The sequence below is a fragment of the Streptomyces sp. GL_148 genome, from assembly GCF_057834205.1.
Window position 1 is genome coordinate 5,813,298 of the sequence record NZ_CM174396.1, and the last position, 17,894, is coordinate 5,831,191.

Genomic DNA, 17,894 nt, shown 5'->3' on the forward strand with positions numbered 1-17,894 from the left:
GTCTCCCGCCCGGACCCGGTGGGAATCCACCGGTCGCCAGACGCCGGCCGCACCCATGGGACAGCATGGTGGTGGAGCGGACCGCGTAATGCCGGTGGAAGGGCTGGGGGATGGCGGGGCGGGGACCTTCGAGGCAGGAACTGATCCGGCGACGCCGATCCGTCGGCTTCATCGGCAGACAAGGTGAGGTCAGTGCCTTCCGGGACGCCCTCAGGCAGCCCCCGGAGGAAGCGGCGCAGTTCCTCTTCCACATCCGCGGTCCCGGCGGCGTCGGCAAGTCGACCCTGGTACGGCACTTGGAAACCATCGCCCGCGAAGGCGGTGCGGTCACCGCGTACGTGGACGAGTCGGTCGCGGACGTCATCGAGACGATGGAGGCCGTCAGCGCCCAGTTCGCCCAGCGCGGCCTGGCCATGAAGGGTTTCGACAAGCTGCTGGCCACCTACCGCCAGCGCCGGCACGAGGCCGACGCCGGAGTCCAAACGGCCGCCACCGGGCCCGACCCGGTGACCGGAGGCGTCCCGCCTCCGTCCCCCTCCAGCATGATCGCCTCGCAACTCGGCCTCGTCGGGCTCGGCATGATCCCGGGCGTCGGCGCGCTCACCGGCGTGGTCGACCCGAACCAGGTCGCCGCCGGCGCGGACCGGGTCAAGGCCCTCCTCAGCACCAGGCTGCGCAACCACGGCGACGTCGAGCTGGTCCTCTCCCCACTGGACACGCTGACCCCGGTGTTCCTCGAAGAGCTCGCCGAGGTGGCACGCAAACACCCGTGGATCGTGCTCTTCTTCGACACCTACGAGCGCACCGGCCCCGTGCTGGACACCTGGCTCCGCGACGTGCTGGGCAGCGAACGCTACGGGGAGTTCCCCGCGAACGTGCTGGTCACCCTGGCCGGACAGTCGAAGCTGGCCGCCCGCACCTGGGAAGACTGGCACGACCTCGTCACCGACTGGCCGCTCGAGGTCTTCACCGAGACCGAAGCACGGCTCCTCCTCACCGGAAAGGGAGTCACCGACGAGCGGGTCGTCGAGGTGATCCTGCGCCTGTCGGGCCGCCTTCCGGTCCTGGTCTCCACCCTGGCCGAGACGCAACCGGGCACGGTGGAGGAAGTGGAAGAGATCGGAGACCCGAGCGGCACCGCCGTCGAGCGGTTCCTGAAGTGGGTGCCCGACCCCGCCCGCCGGGCCGCCGCCCTGGCCTGCGCGTTCCCGCAGGAGCTGGACGAGGACGTCTTCCGGGCCGCGGTCGAGGAGGAAGCGGCCGAACTCTTCGGCTGGCTCCGGTCGATGCCCTTCGTCACCGACCGCTCGGGCCACTGCCGCTACCACGAGGTGGTCCGCGGCGCGATGCTGCGCCTGCAGCGCAGGCAGTCCCCGATCCGGTGGGAGCAGCTCCACACCCGGCTGGCCGATGCCTTCCGGCGGCGCCGCGCGCAGCTGGAGGAGGCGGCCGCCCCGTCCGAGGGGTGGTGGTCGGACGAAACCTGGCGCGGCCACCGCCTGGAGGAGGCCTACCACCGCCTCTGCGCCGACCCCCGCACGGCCCTCCCGCCCGTGCTCCGGGACCTGGTCGACGCCTACGACCACGGCATCACCACCCTCCACCGCTGGACCGCAGTCCTGGCCGCCGCGGGCCGCGACACGGACTCCCCGGCCCTGACCCGGTGGTCCGAAGACCTCCGTGCGGCCCTGGGCCGGCCGGCGCCGGGCATCGCGGCGTTGACGCTGCTCCTGACCCGCGGCGGCCTCGCCCCCGAAGGGCGGGCCCTGGCCCTGACCCTGCGTGGCCGGGACCACCGCAACAGCCTGGACTTCGCGCAGGCCCTGACCGACTACACCCAGGCTCTCGCCCTGACCCCCCATGAGCGCGCCCATTACGGCAGAGGTCGGACCTACGAGCTCACACGGAGGTACGACGAGGCGATCGCCGACTACACGCGAGCAGTCGAACTCGAGCCCCGTCACGTCCTGAGCCTGGCCGACCGCGGGCTGCTGCACTACTCGTCGGGCAGGCACCAGGAGGCCCTGGCCGACTTCGACGTGGTGTTGGAGGTGGCTCCAGAGCATCGGCTGGCGCTCACCGGACGTGGCGCGATCCACCATGCGGCGGCCCGCTACGAGGAGGCCTTGGCCGACTTCGCGCGTGCGGTGGCCATCCGACCCGGCAACGCCGCCTGGACGTTGGTGCACCGGGCAAGGACCTTCCAGTCGATGGGGCGCCACGAGGAGGCGTTCGACGACTTCGACCGGGCCATCGGTCTCGCCCCGGACTACTGTTGGGCCTTCGCGAGCCGGGGGCGTGCCTACCGTGATCTGGGCCGGTACGAGGAGGCCCTGGCCGACTTCACGCGGGCCACCGAGCTGGAGCCCGACGAGGCCTGGCCCGTGGCCGGAAGGGCCGACGTCCACCAGGTGGCCGGTCGGTTCGAAGAGGCCCTGGCGGACTACACCAGGGCCATCGAGCTCGACCCGAACCTCGGATCGGCCATCGGCCTGAGGGGAAGGGCGTTCCTGTCTCTGAACCGGTACACCGAGGCCTTGGCCGACATCGACAGTGCCATCGCGCTGCTGCCGGACGAGCCATGGGTGTTCGACTTGCGCGCAACGGTGTTCATGAGGCTCGGCTGGTTCGAGAGGGCGCTCCCCGACTTCGACCGGGTCCTCGAGATCGCCCCGGACGACAGCCGGGCCATCGAGAGGGGCGGCGGCTGCCGCCGCATGCTGGGCGATTACGCGGCGGCTTTGGCCTCCTATGCGCGCGCGGAGGAACTCCGTCCCGCCGGCGTTTCCCTGCTCACCTCCCGCGGTGTGGCCCACCGCCTCCTCGGCCACCGGGAAGAGGCGTTCGCCGAACTCGCCCGCGCCACAGAGCTGGACCCCACCAAGGCCTGGACGCACTACGAACTGGCCGTCGTCATGGAAGCCCTCCGCCACCCGGACCGCGACCAGCACCTGACGCGCGCCGTCGACCTGCTGAGCCCTCTCCGCGCCGGAGAACGCCATGTATCCGACGTGGGCAACCTCCTGCTCGCCCACTGCCTCTGGCCACGCTGGGAACAGGCCGAGCAGTATCTCGCGGAGTTCCTGGACGCCGACCCGAACCCGGGGGAGACACGCGAACTGATCATCGCCCTCCGCAGCCTCATCCCCGTGATCCCGGCGGCCGAGCCCCGCATCGAGGGGTTCTGCCGGGTACTCGAGGCGAGGCTCGCGACCGCGCCTCCCCCATAGCCCCCTCATGCCCCCACCCCCTGCCCCGCCGGGACACTGGCCGCCGCGCAAGGGCAGTCGGGGTGCGGGCGGACCGGGGTGGACTGCCAGTGGAGGGTCGGGAGGGAAGCCTCCCAGCGGGTGGCGGTGGAGGCGGGGAGTTCGCCGTCGAGGAAGGACAGGGCGTGGGCCGCGGCCAGGCCGGCCACGGCGGTGGAGAGGCCCAGGTCGCAGGCGGCTGCGGTGCGGCGGCGGTGGGCCGAGCGCCACTGGACCAGCATGCGCGGCCAGGCCGGGTCCCGCTCGATCCGGTCGCGCTCCATGCAGCCGGCGCACGCCGTGGCTCCGGGGAGGACCAGCGGTCCCACCAGCCCGGTGCCCTCCAGTACCCCCGCGTACAGATGAGGGGTGCCGGTGGCGACCCAGTCGGCCGCCGTCTGCGGATCGGGGGCCCAGGACTGCAGCCCGTCCCGGGGTGCGACCACCACCAGGGCCAGCCCCGGCTCCGGTCCCTCGCTCTCACCGGTCCGCGGCCCGCGTCCGGGGGCCGCGTCGCGGACCGCCGTCCGCGCTGCCTCGGCGCGCAGCCGTCCCACGCTGCCGGGGCCCAGACCGCCCGGCGCCACGTCCGCCGGCTGCGTGCGGCCCCCGTCGAGCACCTCGACCCGGCCGATGCCCGCTCCCGCCAGGACCGAGGCGATCACCGCCCCCACCCGGCCGCTCCCGCGCACTTGAACCCGTATCACCCGGCGGGCGGCGACCCCCTGTAAGTCACCGCCCGGCCGGGGACGCACCAAGGACAGCGACCCCAGGTCCGGGCCGAGCCGCTCCAGGGCCTCGGGGCGGTCCCGCACCGCCTGGGCGTGGGGGCCGCCCGCCGTGGCGTCGTCGAGCAGCCCGGCCGCCGCCAGCCTGCGCACCACCTCGTCGACCCGGCCGTCCGGGAGCCCCATCGCCTTGCCCTCCGACCGGAGCAGTTCCATGCCCCGCGTCCCGTCGATCAGGTCGAGGAGCGAGCCCGTCGCCGTGTCCACCGGACCGAGCACCACCGCGTGGGCGGGCGTCACACCGAATTGCACCGTCTGCAGATCCCGCCAGGCCCGTGCCAGCGCCGGCTTCACCTTCGGATACATCGTGTCCTCCCTCGATTCGCGGTTCGATTCACGCGCCGCATTCCCGTGGGGCCGCGTCGCTTTCCGCAAGATTGCCCGGCCGGCGAAAGACCTGCGCAAGTTTGTCCACAGGTGAGGGGTATTAGGTATATGAAATGAATGGTTGGGGTTCTTTGGTTCGCCTCCGGCCCGCCTGCGGGCTGCCCGTGCCGCCGACTGCGCATCGGTTCGTGTTCGACTCCGAGCGGGGCGGGACTTCCGCCGCGGCGAGCGGGTACCGTCATGGCGTGTCCGCCGATCCACCACAGCGCGCCGTCGAAGTCCGCCGGAGCGCGCGCCGCCGAAGGACCGTATCCGCCTACCGCGAGGGTGATCGTACGGTCGTCCTCATCCCTGCCCGGATGTCCGAGGCCGAGGAACAGCGCTGGGTGGGCGTCATGCTCGACAAGCTGGCGGCGCAGGAGAGCAAGCGCACCCTCGGGGACGCGGAACTCGCCGAGCGCGCCGAGCGTTTGTCCGAGCAGTACTTCAGTGGCCGCGCCCGCCCCCGCACGGTCCGCTGGGTCACCAATCAGAACACCCGCTGGGGCTCCTGCACCCCGGCCGAAGGCAGCATCCGGCTCTCGCACCGCATCCAGGGGATGCCGGAGTACGTCGTCGACTACGTGCTGCTGCACGAGCTGGCGCACCTCCTCGTGCCCGGCCACGGCCCCAGCTTCTGGGAACTCCTGGAGGCGTACCCGCGCACCGAGCGGGCGCGCGGGTACCTCGAAGGAGTCGTCGCCGCCGAACACCTTCCGACAGTCCCCGCCGCCCGCGAGGAATGATCCGCATTTGCCCGCTATATGCCCCGGATGTCACAGCTCGTGATATGTACCGGGTCGGTACCGACTTGGCCGGATGTCCGAGGTTGCCGTTAGCCTGAGCGGCACGCATTCACAGTCGGGATGGGGGACGGTCTTACGTATGGCCAGGGAATTCCAACGCGGTCACAAGGCCAAAATCAGTGATCTGACGGCGGGCACGGACCTCTATGTGGGTGTCCAGATCGCCGGGCCAGGACTCGCCATCGACATCAGCTGCTTTGGCCTCGACGTCAACGAACAGCTCTCGGACGACCGCTACTTCGTCTTCTTCAACCAGCCGAAGTCGCCGGAGGAGTCCATCCAGCAGCTCGGCACGCAGGCCGGCGACACGGAATCCTTCCGGGTGACCCTGGACCGCATTCCGGCCAACATCCACAAGCTCTCCTTCGCCGCCTCGATCGACGGCGCCGGGCAGATGTCGCAGATCGGCCCCGGCTACATCCGCATCGTGGCGGGCGGCGAGGAAGTCGTCCGGTACTCCTTCTCGGGTTCGGAGTTCACCACCGAGCGCGCGCTGATGATCGGCGACTTCTACCTCAAGGACGTCTGGCGCTTCGCCGCCGTCGGCCAGGGCTTCGACGGCGGGCTCGCCGCGCTGCTCCAGAACTTCGGCGGCGAGGTCGCCGAGGAGGAGCAGCCCGCACCGCAGGCGCAGGCCCCGGCCGGCGCGCCCGGCTTCGCCCCGCCCCCGCAGGCCGCCGCCCCGGCGCCTTCCTTCGGCGCGCCCGCCCAGGCGCAGCCCCCGGCCCCGGCGCCCTCCTTCGGCGCGCCCGCCCAGGCTCCGCCCCAGGCACCGGCGCCCGCCCAGGCCCCGGCCCAGGCCCCCGCGCCGTACCAGCAGCCCGTCCACGCGGCCCCCACCATGGCCGCACCGATGGGCGCCCCCCTGGCCCCGCCGGCCCCCGCGCCCTACGGGCAGGTTCCGCCGCCCGCGCCGGCCCCCGCGCCGTACGGGCAGCAGCCGCAGCCCTCGTACGGCCAGGTCCCCGGCCAGCAGCAGCCCCCGTACGGCCAGCAGCCCGGCTTCGGCCAGCAGCCCCAGGGCTACGGCCAGCCCGCGATGGTGGTGCCCGCCGCCGGCGCCGGACTCGCCGCCGCCCTCCAGCCGTACAAGGAAGCCCCCACGGGCGCCCGCTGGACCCCGCAGAACCAGCAGCTCATGCGCGTCGACCTGGCCATGGGCGGCCAGGCCGTCCTCGCCCGCCAGGGCAGCATGGTCCTCTACCAGGGCAAGGTCGACTTCAGCTACAAGGGCGCGGGCTTCGCCGGCCGCGTCGTCGGCAACGCCACCGGCCAGGAGATGCAGCTGATGCGCTGCGCCGGCCGCGGCCAGGTCTTCCTCGCGGAGGACGGCGCCCACCTGCACTCCATCGAGCTCCAGGGCGACGGCATCTGCGTCTCCGCCGAGAACGTCCTCGCCTTCGACGAGTCGCTCCAGCACGAGGTCCGCCGCATCGAGGGCCACGGCATCCCGGGCGGCGCCCTGTTCACCATGCAGTTCCAGGGCACCGGCACGGTGATCGTCAAGACGCACGGCGTGCCCGTCGTCCTGCCCGTCACGCCGACCACCTTCGCGGACAGCAACGCCATAGTCGCGTGGTCCTCCGCCGCCCAGGTGATCATCTCCAGCCAGGTCCGGCTGCGCCGCAACGCCTACCCCGGCCACAGCGGGGAGACCGTGAACCTCCAGTTCCGCGGCGCCCCCGGCAACTTCATCGTCGTCCAGCCGTACGAGGTCTGAGGGAGCCCCACATGAATGCCATGAACGCTATGAATCAGCAGCTCGCGGGCTACGCCCCGACCCCCGTCACGGCCCGCATGGAGAACCACGGCCGCGCGATGCTCAAGGTCGCCATGCAGAGCGGCCAGGACCTCTTCGCGCGCACCGGATCGATGGTCGCCTACGAGGGCTTCGTGCAGTACGAGCCCAACCCGCCGGCCGTCCGCCAGATGGCCTCGCAGTGGCTCACCGGCGAAGGCGCCCCGCTCATGAAATGCACGGGCGACGGCCTGCTCTACCTCGCCGACTACGGCGCGGACGTCGTCGTGATCAACCTCAACAACGACTCGCTCTCCGTCAACGGCACCAACCTGCTCGCCTTCGACGCCCACCTCCAGTGGGGCGTGGAGCGGGTCAAGGGCATGGCCAAGTTCGCCGGACAGGGCCTGTTCAACGTGTCGGTCGCCGGCACCGGCTGGGTCGCGATCACCTCGCGCGGCACGCCGATCGTGGTCGACTGCGGCCGCGGCGAGGACGAGACGTACGTCGACCCCGACGCGCTCGTCGCCTGGTCCCCGAACCTCAAGGTCAAGGGCAAGCGAAGCTTCAAGGCCTCGTCCATGCTCGGCCGGGGCAGCGGGGAGGCCTACCAGATGGCCTTCTCCGGCCAGGGCATCGTCGTCGTACAGCCCAGCGAGGACAGCACCGACCGGCTCCGGGCCCGGGGCTGAGGGGGAGAAGACACACCATGCAGAGCTCACTTTTCGCCCACGCAGAGGCGCAGTCCCAGGAGCGGTACGCCGTCCAGAACCCGCAGCTGCTGCGGGTCTCGCTGAGCGGCTCCGACGACGTCCTCGCCCGCAAGGGCGCGATGGTCGCCTACCAGGGGATCATCGACTTCGACGGCGAGTACCAGAGCACCACCCAGCGCAATGCCCGCGCCCGCACCGGTGAGGGCCTCGACCTGATGCGCTGCTCCGGGCAGGGCACGGTCTACCTCGCCAACCTGGCGCAGTACGTCCACGTCGTGGACGTGGACCAGGAAGGCCTCACGGTCGACAGCAGCTACGTGCTGGCCCTGGACTCCACCCTGCACACCGAGGCCATCGCGGTGGACAGCCAGTACGGGATCTCCGGCTCCGGCAAGTACCAGCTCAACATCACCGGCCGCGGCAAGGTCGCGCTGATGACCTCCGGGCAGCCGCTGATGCTGCAGGTCACGCCCGACAAGTACGTCAACGCCGACGCGGACGCCATCGTCGCCTGGTCCACCTCGCTGCGCGTGCAGATGCAGGCCCAGACGCACTCCACCGGCGTCTGGCGGCGGCGCGGCAACACCGGCGAGGGCTGGGAGCTGAGCTTCCTCGGCACCGGTTTCGCCCTGGTCCAGCCCAGCGAGGCGCTCCCGCCGCAGAACGCCCAGATCGGGCAGGGCGCGGCCGCGCAGTTCGGCATGGGCCAGCAGGGCGCCCACGCGCAGAACCAGAACAACGCCTGGAACTAGCCGGACGGCGTACGCGACGGGGGGCGGGCCGCATCAGGCCCGCCCCCCGTCGCGCGTCCGGCGCGGTCAGAGCCGCGCCAGGGTCGCCTCCAGCAGCCGCACCACCGAGGTGTCGGCCACCTCCGCCACCTCGGCGTACGGGAACCAGCGCAGGTCCAGCGACTCGTCGCTGATCGCTTCGACGGCCCCGGCGGGCGCCAGCACCACGTACTGCACGTCCAGGTGCCAGTTGCACGGAGCCGGGATCGGGTGCCGGTCCAGGCGCACCGGGCCACCGGGCAGCAGGGTCAGCCCGTCGGTGATGCCGGACTCCTCGCGGGTCTCGCGCAGGGCCGCGTCGGCGAGGGTGGCGTCACCCGGCTCGCAGTGCCCGCCCATCTGGAGCCACATGCCCAGCTTCTTGTGCAGGGTCAGCAGGACGCGCTCCCGCTCCGGGTCGATCACCAGCGCGCTGCCGGTGATGTGGCCGGCACGGCAGGGCTTGTAGACCCCGTCGGGATGCGCCGCGAGGTGCTCCAGGTAGACGTCGCGCAGCTCGCTCTGGCCCTCGTAGCGCTTGAGTACGAGGACCGCGTCTTCGTGCAGGGTCACTTCTTGTCGTCGCCGTCCTGCTCGCGCTTCTGGGCGGCCTCGCCCAGCATCTTGTCGATCTCGGAGAAGTCCAGCTGCTCGCGGTGCACGAACCCGTCCGGGTCGTCCAGGTCGGAAGCCGTCGGCAGCATGTCCGGGTGCTCCCACAGCCCGTCGCGCCCGTCCACGCCGCGCGCGTCGGTGAGCGAGGCCCACAGCCGCGAGGCGTCGCGCAGCCGGCGCGGCCGCAGCTCCAGCCCGATCAGCGTGGCGAAGGTCTGCTCCGCCGGGCCGCCCGAGGCGCGCCGCCGGCGCATGGTCTCGCGCATGGCGTCCGCCGAGGTCAGCCGGGGCTTGGCCGCCTCGTGCACGACCGCGTCGACCCAGCCCTCGACCAGCGCGAGCGCCGTCTCCAGACGGGCCAGCGCGGCCTTCTGCTCGGGGGTGTCCTGCGGCTGGAACATGCCGCCCTGGAGGGCTTCCTGCAGCTGCTCCGGGTTCGACGGGTCGAGCTGGCCGACCACGTCCTCCAGCTTCGAGGTGTCGACCTTGATGCCCCGCGCATACCCCTCGACCGCGCCGAAGAGGTGCGAGCGCAGCCACGGCACGTGCGCGAAGAGCCGCGCGTGGGCGGCCTCGCGCAGTGCCAGGTACAGCCGTACCTCGTCGGAGGAGACGCCCAGGTCCTTGCCGAAGCTCTCGATGTTCAGCGGCAGCAGCGCGGCCTTGCCGGCCGGGCCCAGCGGGAGTCCGACGTCGGTCGAGCCCACGACCTCGCCCGCGAGGGTGCCCACGGCCTGGCCGATCTGCTGGCCGAACATGGCACCGCCCATGGAGCGCATCATGCCGAGCAGCGGGCCCGCCATGGCCTGCATCTCCTCCGGCAGGACGCTGCCCATGGCCGCGCCGACGCGCTCGGCGACCGGGTCCACGAGCTCCTTCCACACCGGCAGGGTCGCCTCGACCCACTCGGCGCGGCTCCACGCCACGGCGGTGGCGGCGCCCGACGGCAGCGAGGTGACGTCGTCGAGCCAGTGGTCGGCGAGGCGCACGGCCTCCTCGACCGCCGACTTCTCGGCGAGGCCCACACTGGCGTCCTTGACCCCGTCCGCGGTGCCCTGGGCCACGGTCTGGCGGGCGATGTCCTTGGCCATGTCCCAGTTGACCGGACCGCCCTCGTAGCTCAGCATCTGGCCGAGCTGCTGGAAGGCGGCGCCGAGGTCGTTCGGGTTCATGGAACCGAACATCGCGGCGAAGGGGTTGTCGGCGTCCCCCGGGCCGCCGGAGCCGCCGGGCAGGCCCGTACCGAACCCGAACGGATTCGGGCCGCTCTGGCCGCCCTGGTTGCCCTTCTTCTTGCCCTCGTCGCCGTTGTCCGGCTCCTCGGGCGGAAGGCCGAATCCGAATGGGGTGTCGCTCACGGGTTTCCTCGGCTCGTAGGGCCGCCGGCGGGAGCCGGCGGGCAATGGGTCGACAACACCACCCAGCGTAGACACCAGACCCGCTTCCGGGCTCGGTGCTCCGCTGACTCCTGGGCTGCGGCAGGATGGACATCAACTGGTGGGTCCGCGTCACGGCGCGTCCCTACTGAAGACAACCGCTGGAGACGCCTGGTGAGTTCCCCAGATCCGCACGCTTTGGACGAGCAGGGCCCCGAAGACCGCCCTGAGCACGGCGAGGACGCCCAGGGCGTTCGCCGGACGCGAAACCCGGGCGGTTCCGCGCGCCGAGGCCCTGTGATCGCCGTGACCGGCGCCGCCTCGGGGGTCGGCGCGGCCCTGGTGACCAGGCTGGCCGCGTCCGAGGAGGTCAAGCGGGTCGTCGCGATCGACGAGCGGCGCGGGGACTGCACCGAAGCGCAGTGGCACCTCCTGGACGTACGGGACCCCGCGATCGCGGAGAAACTGCGCGGCGCGGACGTCGTGGTGCACCTCGCCCTGGACCTCGACCTGGAGACCGACCCGGCAGCCCGTACGGCGTACAACGTGCGGGGGACCCAGACCGTGCTCACCGCCGCCGCGGCGGCCGGAGTGCACCGGGTCGTGCTCTGCACCTCGGCCATGGTCTACGGGGCCCTGCCGGACAACGACATCCCCCTCTCGGAGGACGCCGAGCTGCGCGCCACCGCCGAGGCGACCGGCGTCGGCGACCTGCTGGAGATCGAGCGCCTGGGCCGCCGGGCGCCGCGCGCGCACCCCGGCCTGAACGTCACCGTGGTCCGCCCGGCGGTACTGGTCGGCGGCACGGACACCGCGCTGACCCGCTACTTCGAGTCCCCGCGCCTGCTGGTGGTGGCGGGCTCCCGCCCGACCTGGCAGTTCTGCCACGTCGAGGACCTGGTCAGCGCGCTGGAGTACGCGGCCCTGGAGAAGGTCGAGGGAGAGCTGGCGGTCGGCTGCGAGGGCTGGCTGGAGCAGGAGCAGGTCGAGGAGCTGAGCGGGATCCGCCGCATGGAGCTCCCATCGGCCGTGGCCCTGGGCGCGGCGGCCAGGCTGCACCGGATCGGCCTCACCCCGTCCCCGGCCGGGGACCTCGCGTACACGATGCACCCGTGGGTGGTCAGCGTCAGCGGGCTGCACGCGGCGGGGTGGCGGCCGCGCTGGACCAACGAGGAGGTGCTGGCGGAGCTCCTCCAGGAGGTCGCGGGGCGGCACACCGTGGCGGGGCGGCGGCTGGGGCGCAAGGACGCCACGGCGGCCGGTGCCGCGGGGGCGACGGTCGCGCTGCTGGGCGCCGCCGCCGCGATCCGCGCTGCGCGCCGCCGTCGGGGCATCTGACCCCGCGCGGGGTCGGGGCGCGGCCTCCGGTGCGGCACCGTTCCCGGGGGGCGCCGCCCCCGGACCCCCGCGCCTCAAACGCCGGCGGGGCTGAATTTCGCCGGGGGTCGGCCTGCCCGTGCGGGCCGGCGGGGCTGGATGTGGCCGTCGGCGGCTGCCCGTGTGGGGCGCCGCGACCAGGCGGTTTCTGTAGGAGGCTCCCAAGGGGGCGGGTGGGGACCTGGTGAAACTGCTATTCCGCCGGGTCGGCGGCTAGGGCACGATGGAAGGTATGGCACCGCACTTCGACCACCCCGGCGAGTACGCCGCTCCGGACCCGATCCGGCTGCTCGAAATCCGTGAGACCGCGCTCTCGATCGACGAGGTCTTCCAGGCCGTCGGCGACGATGCGACGGGCGGCACGACGCTCTTCGTCGGCACGGTGCGCGACCACGACAGCGGGGCGGACGTCGACCAGCTCGGCTACTCCTGCCACCCCTCGGCCGAGGCGGAGATGCGCCGCGTCGCCGAGCGCGTCGTGGAGAAGTACCCGGTCCGCGCCCTCGCCGCCGTCCACCGCATCGGCGACCTGGCCGTCGGCGACCTCGCGGTGATCGTCGCCGTGTCCTGCCCGCACCGCGGGGAGGCCTTCGAGGCCGCCCGGATGCTCATCGACGACCTCAAACACGAGGTCCCGATCTGGAAGCACCAGACTTTCGCGGACGGCACGGAGGAGTGGGTCGGCGCCTGCTGAGGCAGGGTCCGGGCCTGCGGATTGCCCCGTTCGGACGCGCAACACGCCCTCGATTTGCGTAACCCCCTCCCGGGCAGCAGCGTTGAAGGCACCAACAACACGTACTTCGGGGTAGGGAGACACGCCCATGGCGTCTTTGGCGTGGTTGCTGATTCCGCTGTTCGCCGCGATCGGAGCGGCGATATGGGGCAGCTGGGCGGCACGCGACCGTACAGCCGGTGACATATCCGAGCTCGCGGGCTACGCGCGGTTCCGCGAGGCCATGGGCCAGAGCGAACCGGGCGCGGTGAAGGCGGACGCGGACGCGCACCGCAAGAAGGACACGGTCGACTCCGTCTGAGCCGGCGCCGGGCCCCCGTACGGACCGGCCCCGGGGGCCGCCCGTCAGGGCCGTCACGTACTGTCGATCCATGCCACGCCGCACTGCGACGATGCTCGCCTCCACCCTCATGCTCTTCGCGCTGCTCTGCGCGGGAGTGTTCATGAAGGCCCCGTACTCCGAGATGAGCCCGGGCCCGACCGTGAACACGCTCGGGGACTCGCACGGCGAGCCCGTCCTGAACATCTCGGGGCACAAGACGTACCCGACGACCGGGCACCTGAACATGACGACGGTCCGCGTCACCGGCGCGGACTACGACATGAACCTGCTGGAAGCCGTGTACGGCTGGGCCGCGGGCGACAACATCGTCGTGCCGCACGAGAACCTGTACCCGGACGGCAAGACGGAGCAGGAGTCCACGCAGGAGAACGCCGAGGAGTTCAGCCAGTCGCAGGAGAGCGCCAAGGTGGCCGCCCTCAAGCAGCTCGGCATCCCGGTGGCCGCCCGCGTGATCGTCGCCTCCGTGGTCAAGGGCAGCCCCTCCGAGGGCAAGCTGCACGCCGGGGACGTCATCAAGGCCGTGGACGGGACCCCGGTCAAGGCTCCCGAGGACGTGGCGAAGCTGGTCACCAAGCACAAGCCCGGCGAGCCGGTCGACTTCACCATCGTGCCCGCCCCCGAGGCCGCCGAGGCCGAGAAGGCGCACCGCGAGCCCACCGGCACGAAGAAGGTCACGATCATCGCGGGCAAGGCGGAGGGCGACGGTCACGCGATCGTCGGCATCCGGGCCGGCACCGACCACACCTTCCCGTTCACCGTCGACATCAAGCTCGCCGACGTCGGAGGCCCCAGCGCCGGCCTGATGTTCGCGCTCGGCATCGTCGACAAGCTCAGCCCGGAGAACCTGACCGGCGGCAAGTTCATCGCCGGCACGGGCACCATCGACGACGCGGGCAAGGTCGGCCCGATCGGCGGCATCCAGATGAAGACCATCGGCGCCCGCCAGGCCGGCGCCCAGTACTTCCTGACGCCCGCCGAGAACTGCGCCTCCGCCGCGACCGACGTGCCCGACGGGCTGACGCTGGTGAAGGTCTCCACCATCGACGACGCCGTGAAGGCGCTGGAGAAGATCAGCAAGGGGGACACGGCCGGGCTGACGCAGTGCAGCGCCAAGCCCTGACCGCGTCCCGAGAGCGCGCCGCGCCCCCCGGCGTGCCTAGTCGAGGAAGGTCGCGGCCAGCGCCTCGGCGAGCCCCGGCACCAGCGTCGCGCCGGTCAGCACGTCGTTCGCCGAGTCCTTGTCCCGCAGCCGTACGGCCGACTCCCGCGAGCCGTCGCGCAGGACGCCCACGGTCAGCCGGACCTCCTGCCGGTCGGGGTGGGAGGCGACCCACTTGGCCAGCTGCTTGTCGCTGAGCCCCTCCGGTACGGAGGACTCCGCCGACGGCGGCAGCATCAGCCGCTCCACCGTCAGCGCGCAGCCGAGGATCGACGGGGGCCAGGCGATGGTTCCCAGGAACTTGTCCAGCGGGGTCCCGGCCGGCACCTCGTCCTGCTCGATCGGGGTGAGCTGGTTCTTGCCCGTGTCGTCCTGGTCGAGGCCGAGCTGACGGGCGACGCCGGGCGCCTCCTTGCGCAGCTTGGCCGTGTCGACCAGAGCGAAGAGCCGGGCGGGCTTGTCCCAGCCGAGGGTGGAGGCGTACTCGTCGATTTCGAGGACGGCACGGGTCAGCGGGCTTGCCGCCATAGGGGTGCCGGGGGACGGCGAAAGGTTGGACATGGGCAACATCCTGCCTCCTTTCCACCGGATACCGGGAACTGACTAAAGCCTCAGTAAGTTGAATGAGTGGGCTCTACGATCGGGGGCCCATGCTTTGAAAAATCTCAGCATCACTTACACACAGCGACTTTCGAGGTGCGCACCTTGGCTTTCCAGATGCCGGACCGCGGCGGAGGCCCCTCCGGGCCACGGATGAGAGTCGGCCGCCCGTCCCGGCGCGCCCGGACTCTTCTGATGACCTTGGGCGTGCTGGCCGTCCTGGCCATGGCGTTCATCATGTTCGCCGGCTTCTGGACGGACTGGCTCTGGTTCCGCTCCGTCAACTACTCCACCGTCTTCACCACCACCCTGTGGACCAAGGTCGGCCTCTTCGCCGTCTTCGGCCTCCTCATGGCAGGTGCCGTCGGGCTGAACATCTGGCTGGCGCACCGGCTGCGGCCGCCGCTCAGCGCGATGTCGATGGAGCAGCAGAGCCTCGACCGCTACCGGATGACCGTCGCGCCGTACCGCAAGTGGCTGCTGCTCGGCATCTCCGCACTGGTCGGCCTGATCGCGGGCGCCTCGGCGGCGGGCCAGTGGAAGACCTGGCTGATGTACGTGAACGGGGTGCCCTTCGGTACGAAGGACCCCCAGTTCAACCTGGACGTGTCGTTCTACACCTTCGACCTGCCCTGGTACCGCTTCCTGCTCGGCTTCGGCTTCGCCGCCGTCGTGCTCTCGGTGATCGCCGCCGCCGTCGTGCACTACCTGTACGGCGGACTGCGCGTCACCAGCCCGGGTGCGCGGGCCACCGCCGCGGCGACCGGGCACCTGTCGGTGCTCCTCGGCCTCTTCGTCACGCTCAAGGCGGTCGCGTACTTCTTCGACCGGTACGGCCTCGCCGTGAAGTCCAGTGACTTCAAGGCCGCGGACAACTGGACCGGCCTGCGCTACGTCGACGCCAACGCGTACCTGCCGGCCAAGACGATCCTCGTCGCCATCGCCGCGATCTGCGCGCTGCTCTTCTTCGCGACGCTGTGGCGCCGCACCTGGCAGCTCCCGGTCATCGGCTTCGGCCTGATGGTGCTCTCGGCGATCCTGATCGGCGGGCTCTACCCGGCGATCGTGCAGAAGTTCCAGGTCCAGCCGAACGAGCAGGCCAAGGAATCCCCGTACGTCCAGAAGAACATCAAGGCGACGCGCGACGCCTACGGGGTCGCCGACGCCTCGGTCACGGACTACCCGGGCCTGCCGGATCCCAAGGCGGACAAGAAGAAGCTCCGCCAGGACGCCAACACCACGGCGAGCATCCGCCTGCTCGACCCGAACATCGTGTCCCCGGCCTTCCAGCAGCTCCAGCAGAACAAGGGCTACTACGGTTTCCCGGCCACGCTGGCGGTCGACCGGTACAAGGGCCAGGACACGGTCATCGGACTCCGTGAGATCAACCTCGCGGGCATCCCGAAGAACAACTGGATCAACGACCACTTCCGTTACACCCACGGATACGGTGTGGTCGCGGCCAAGGGCACCGAGGTGGCCCCGGGCGGGCAGCCCCTGTTCACCGAGTCGGGCCTCCCGGCGCAGGGCGACCTCGGGACGTACGAGCAGCGGATCTACTACGGCGAGCAGACGAAGCAGTACTCGATCGTCGGCGGACCGCAGAAGGAGCTCGACTACGCCAACGACTCGGGCGAGAAGGAGACCACGTACCAGGGCGACAGCGGGGTGAGCCTGGGCAACCCGGTCAACCGCGCCGCGTACGCCCTGGCCTTCAGCGAGCCGCAGATCCTCTACTCCGGCGCCATCGACGACAAGTCGAAGATCCTCTACAACCGCACGCCCAAGGCCCGGGTCGAGGCGGTCGCCCCGTGGCTGACGATCGACGGAGCCGTGTACCCGGCGGTGATCGGCGGCCGGGTCCAGTGGATCGTGGACGCCTACACCACCACCAACGGCTACCCTTACGCGTCCCGCACCCAGCTCGGGGACACGACGGCGGACTCGCTGACCAACTCCCAGCGCGCCGTGGTCGCGCAGGAGAACCAGGTCAACTACATCCGGAACTCGGTGAAGGCCACCGTCGACGCCTACGACGGCACGGTGAAGCTGTACCAGTGGGACACCAAGGACCCGGTCCTCAAGACGTGGATGAAGGCCTTCCCCGGCACGGTGAAGGAGAAGAAGGAGATCTCGCCGGCCCTGATGGAGCACCTGCGCTACCCGCAGGACCTCTTCAAGGTCCAGCGTGAGCTGCTCACCCGCTACCACGTCACGGACCCGCAGACCTTCCTCAGCGGCAGCGAGGTCTGGGCAGTGCCGGACGACCCGACCACCAAGGCGGGGACGGCCGTTCCGCCGTACTACCTCTCCATGAAGATGCCGGGCCAGAAGGATCCCAACCAGGCCTTCTCCCTCACCACGACGCTCACGCCGAACGGCAGGGACAACCTGGCCGCCTTCATGGCGGTCAACGCCGATCCCACCACCGCCGACTACGGCAAGATCCAGTTGCTGAAGACGCCCACGGAGAACCCGGTGGACGGCCCGAAGCTCGTCCAGGCGAGATTCAACTCCAAGCCGGAGATCGCCCAGGAGATCAACATCCTGAGCCGGGGCGATTCCCAGGTGGAGTACGGCAACCTGCTCACGGTCCCGCTCGACAAGGGAATGCTCTACGTCGAGCCGGTCTACGTGCGCGGTGGCGGCCTCAAGTACCCGCTGCTGAAGAAGGTCCTGGTGACCTACGGGGACCAGACGGCCTTCGAGGACACGCTGGAGAAGGCGCTGAACGTGGTGTTCGGGGCCGAGTCGGCGACCACCCCGCCGACGACCCCGCCGGGCGACGGGACCACCACCCCGCCGCCGACCAGCCAGGACCCGACGGTCAAGGCGGCCCTCGCGGACGCGCAGAAGGCGGTCGACGACGCCGACAAGGCGCTCAAGGACGGCGACTGGGCGGCGTACGGAAAGGCCCAGAGCGATCTGCAGGCCGCCCTGAAGCGGGCGATCGAGGCCGAGGCGAAGGTGGCGGCGCCCGCGCCCACCCCGACGCCCAGCGGATAGCGGTAATGGTTCCACCCCGCGTCGTGCTACTGTTGGTTTACCGACGCGGGGTGGAGCAGCTCGGTAGCTCGCTGGGCTCATAACCCAGAGGTCGCAGGTTCAAATCCTGTCCCCGCTACTGAAGACGAAGGCCCGGATCCGATGGATCCGGGCCTTCGTCATGCCCAATCGAGTTTTTCGCCGACGCGGGGTCACTGGGGTGGGTGAGTTGAGGTGTGAGCGTGTTTGACTTGTCTCCCTGTGGGCATGTCGACAA

14 protein-coding genes and 1 tRNA gene are annotated in these 17,894 nt (G+C 71.1%); 11 read left to right on the plus strand and 4 right to left on the minus strand.

Translation table 11 applies throughout. From position 1 onward, the window contains the following. Positions 1–110 precede the first annotated feature (110 nt). Complete coding sequence (locus AC3IYI_RS26820; protein ID WP_489406134.1) at positions 111–3,230, plus strand: tetratricopeptide repeat protein; 3,120 nt, start codon at positions 111–113, stop codon at positions 3,228–3,230. Between the two features lie 5 nt (positions 3,231–3,235). On the opposite strand, the gene AC3IYI_RS26825 is transcribed toward AC3IYI_RS26820, so the two are convergent. Then, a complete protein-coding gene (locus tag AC3IYI_RS26825; protein ID WP_489406135.1) occupies positions 3,236–4,342 on the minus strand; it encodes a TOMM precursor leader peptide-binding protein in 1,107 nt (368 codons plus the stop codon). A gap of 179 nt (positions 4,343–4,521) precedes the next feature. Between AC3IYI_RS26825 and AC3IYI_RS26830 the strand changes: the two genes are divergently transcribed. The 4 genes from AC3IYI_RS26830 to AC3IYI_RS26845 all read left to right on the plus strand — a co-directional run bounded on the left by AC3IYI_RS26830 (position 4,522) and on the right by AC3IYI_RS26845 (position 8,411). Next, positions 4,522–5,148 (plus strand): M48 metallopeptidase family protein, encoded by a 627-nt coding sequence (locus AC3IYI_RS26830; RefSeq protein WP_489411683.1) that lies wholly within the window; start codon positions 4,522–4,524, stop codon positions 5,146–5,148. A gap of 139 nt (positions 5,149–5,287) precedes the next feature. Further along, entirely contained in the window at positions 5,288–6,928 is a 1,641-nt protein-coding gene (locus tag AC3IYI_RS26835) for a TerD family protein (RefSeq protein WP_489406136.1), read from the plus strand. Positions 6,929–6,957: 29 nt separating this feature from the next. Continuing rightward, entirely contained in the window at positions 6,958–7,638 is a 681-nt protein-coding gene (locus AC3IYI_RS26840) for an AIM24 family protein (RefSeq protein WP_327257661.1), read from the plus strand. Positions 7,639–7,655: 17 nt separating this feature from the next. Continuing rightward, the gene (locus AC3IYI_RS26845; RefSeq protein WP_327254854.1) at positions 7,656–8,411 is read left to right on the plus strand and encodes an AIM24 family protein; all 756 of its coding nucleotides are present in this window, start codon (positions 7,656–7,658) and stop codon (positions 8,409–8,411) included. A gap of 66 nt (positions 8,412–8,477) precedes the next feature. Here AC3IYI_RS26845 and AC3IYI_RS26850 read toward each other — a convergent pair whose 3' ends face one another. Then, a complete protein-coding gene (locus AC3IYI_RS26850) occupies positions 8,478–9,002 on the minus strand; it encodes an NUDIX hydrolase (RefSeq protein WP_489406137.1) in 525 nt (174 codons plus the stop codon). Continuing rightward, positions 8,999–10,402 carry a zinc-dependent metalloprotease gene (locus AC3IYI_RS26855; protein ID WP_489406138.1) on the minus strand — a complete coding sequence of 468 codons (1,404 nt, stop codon included), beginning with the start codon at positions 10,400–10,402 and terminating at the stop codon, positions 8,999–9,001. The genes AC3IYI_RS26850 and AC3IYI_RS26855 overlap by 4 nt, the downstream gene beginning before the upstream one ends. A 192-nt stretch (positions 10,403–10,594) precedes the next feature. Here AC3IYI_RS26855 and AC3IYI_RS26860 point away from each other — a divergent pair, with 192 nt between their 5' ends. The 4 genes from AC3IYI_RS26860 (at position 10,595) to AC3IYI_RS26875 (ending at position 13,993) form a co-directional block, all read left to right on the plus strand. Continuing rightward, complete coding sequence (locus tag AC3IYI_RS26860; RefSeq protein WP_489406139.1) at positions 10,595–11,758, plus strand: SDR family oxidoreductase; 1,164 nt, start codon at positions 10,595–10,597, stop codon at positions 11,756–11,758. A gap of 271 nt (positions 11,759–12,029) precedes the next feature. After that, a complete protein-coding gene (locus AC3IYI_RS26865; protein ID WP_489406140.1) occupies positions 12,030–12,491 on the plus strand; it encodes a molybdenum cofactor biosynthesis protein MoaE in 462 nt (153 codons plus the stop codon). Between the two features lie 127 nt (positions 12,492–12,618). Beyond that, complete coding sequence (locus tag AC3IYI_RS26870) at positions 12,619–12,831, plus strand: hypothetical protein (protein WP_489406141.1); 213 nt, start codon at positions 12,619–12,621, stop codon at positions 12,829–12,831. 70 nt (positions 12,832–12,901) lie between these two features. After that, positions 12,902–13,993 carry a YlbL family protein gene (locus AC3IYI_RS26875; protein ID WP_489406142.1) on the plus strand — a complete coding sequence of 364 codons (1,092 nt, stop codon included), beginning with the start codon at positions 12,902–12,904 and terminating at the stop codon, positions 13,991–13,993. A gap of 36 nt (positions 13,994–14,029) precedes the next feature. On the opposite strand, the gene AC3IYI_RS26880 is transcribed toward AC3IYI_RS26875, so the two are convergent. Beyond that, positions 14,030–14,602 carry a PPA1309 family protein gene (locus AC3IYI_RS26880; RefSeq protein WP_489406143.1) on the minus strand — a complete coding sequence of 191 codons (573 nt, stop codon included), beginning with the start codon at positions 14,600–14,602 and terminating at the stop codon, positions 14,030–14,032. Between the two features lie 126 nt (positions 14,603–14,728). Between AC3IYI_RS26880 and AC3IYI_RS26885 the strand changes: the two genes are divergently transcribed. Next, positions 14,729–17,638, plus strand: coding sequence for a UPF0182 family membrane protein (locus AC3IYI_RS26885; RefSeq protein ID WP_489406144.1), 2,910 nt, complete (start codon positions 14,729–14,731; stop codon positions 17,636–17,638). 44 nt (positions 17,639–17,682) lie between these two features. Then, a tRNA-Met gene (locus AC3IYI_RS26890) sits at positions 17,683–17,756 on the plus strand. The last annotated feature ends 138 nt before the right edge of the window (positions 17,757–17,894 follow it).

Coding starts and splice junctions, on each gene's coding strand:
- AC3IYI_RS26845 (WP_327254854.1), top strand. CDS start 7,656: ATGCAGAGCTCACTTTTCGCCCACGCAGAGGCGCAGTCCCAGGAGCGG.
- AC3IYI_RS26880 (WP_489406143.1), bottom strand. CDS start 14,602: ATGTTGCCCATGTCCAACCTTTCGCCGTCCCCCGGCACCCCTATGGCG.
- AC3IYI_RS26870 (WP_489406141.1), top strand. CDS start 12,619: ATGGCGTCTTTGGCGTGGTTGCTGATTCCGCTGTTCGCCGCGATCGGA.
- AC3IYI_RS26825 (WP_489406135.1), bottom strand. CDS start 4,342: ATGTATCCGAAGGTGAAGCCGGCGCTGGCACGGGCCTGGCGGGATCTG.
- AC3IYI_RS26875 (WP_489406142.1), top strand. CDS start 12,902: ATGCCACGCCGCACTGCGACGATGCTCGCCTCCACCCTCATGCTCTTC.
- AC3IYI_RS26835 (WP_489406136.1), top strand. CDS start 5,288: ATGGCCAGGGAATTCCAACGCGGTCACAAGGCCAAAATCAGTGATCTG.
- AC3IYI_RS26865 (WP_489406140.1), top strand. CDS start 12,030: ATGGCACCGCACTTCGACCACCCCGGCGAGTACGCCGCTCCGGACCCG.
- AC3IYI_RS26840 (WP_327257661.1), top strand. CDS start 6,958: ATGAATCAGCAGCTCGCGGGCTACGCCCCGACCCCCGTCACGGCCCGC.
- AC3IYI_RS26820 (WP_489406134.1), top strand. CDS start 111: ATGGCGGGGCGGGGACCTTCGAGGCAGGAACTGATCCGGCGACGCCGA.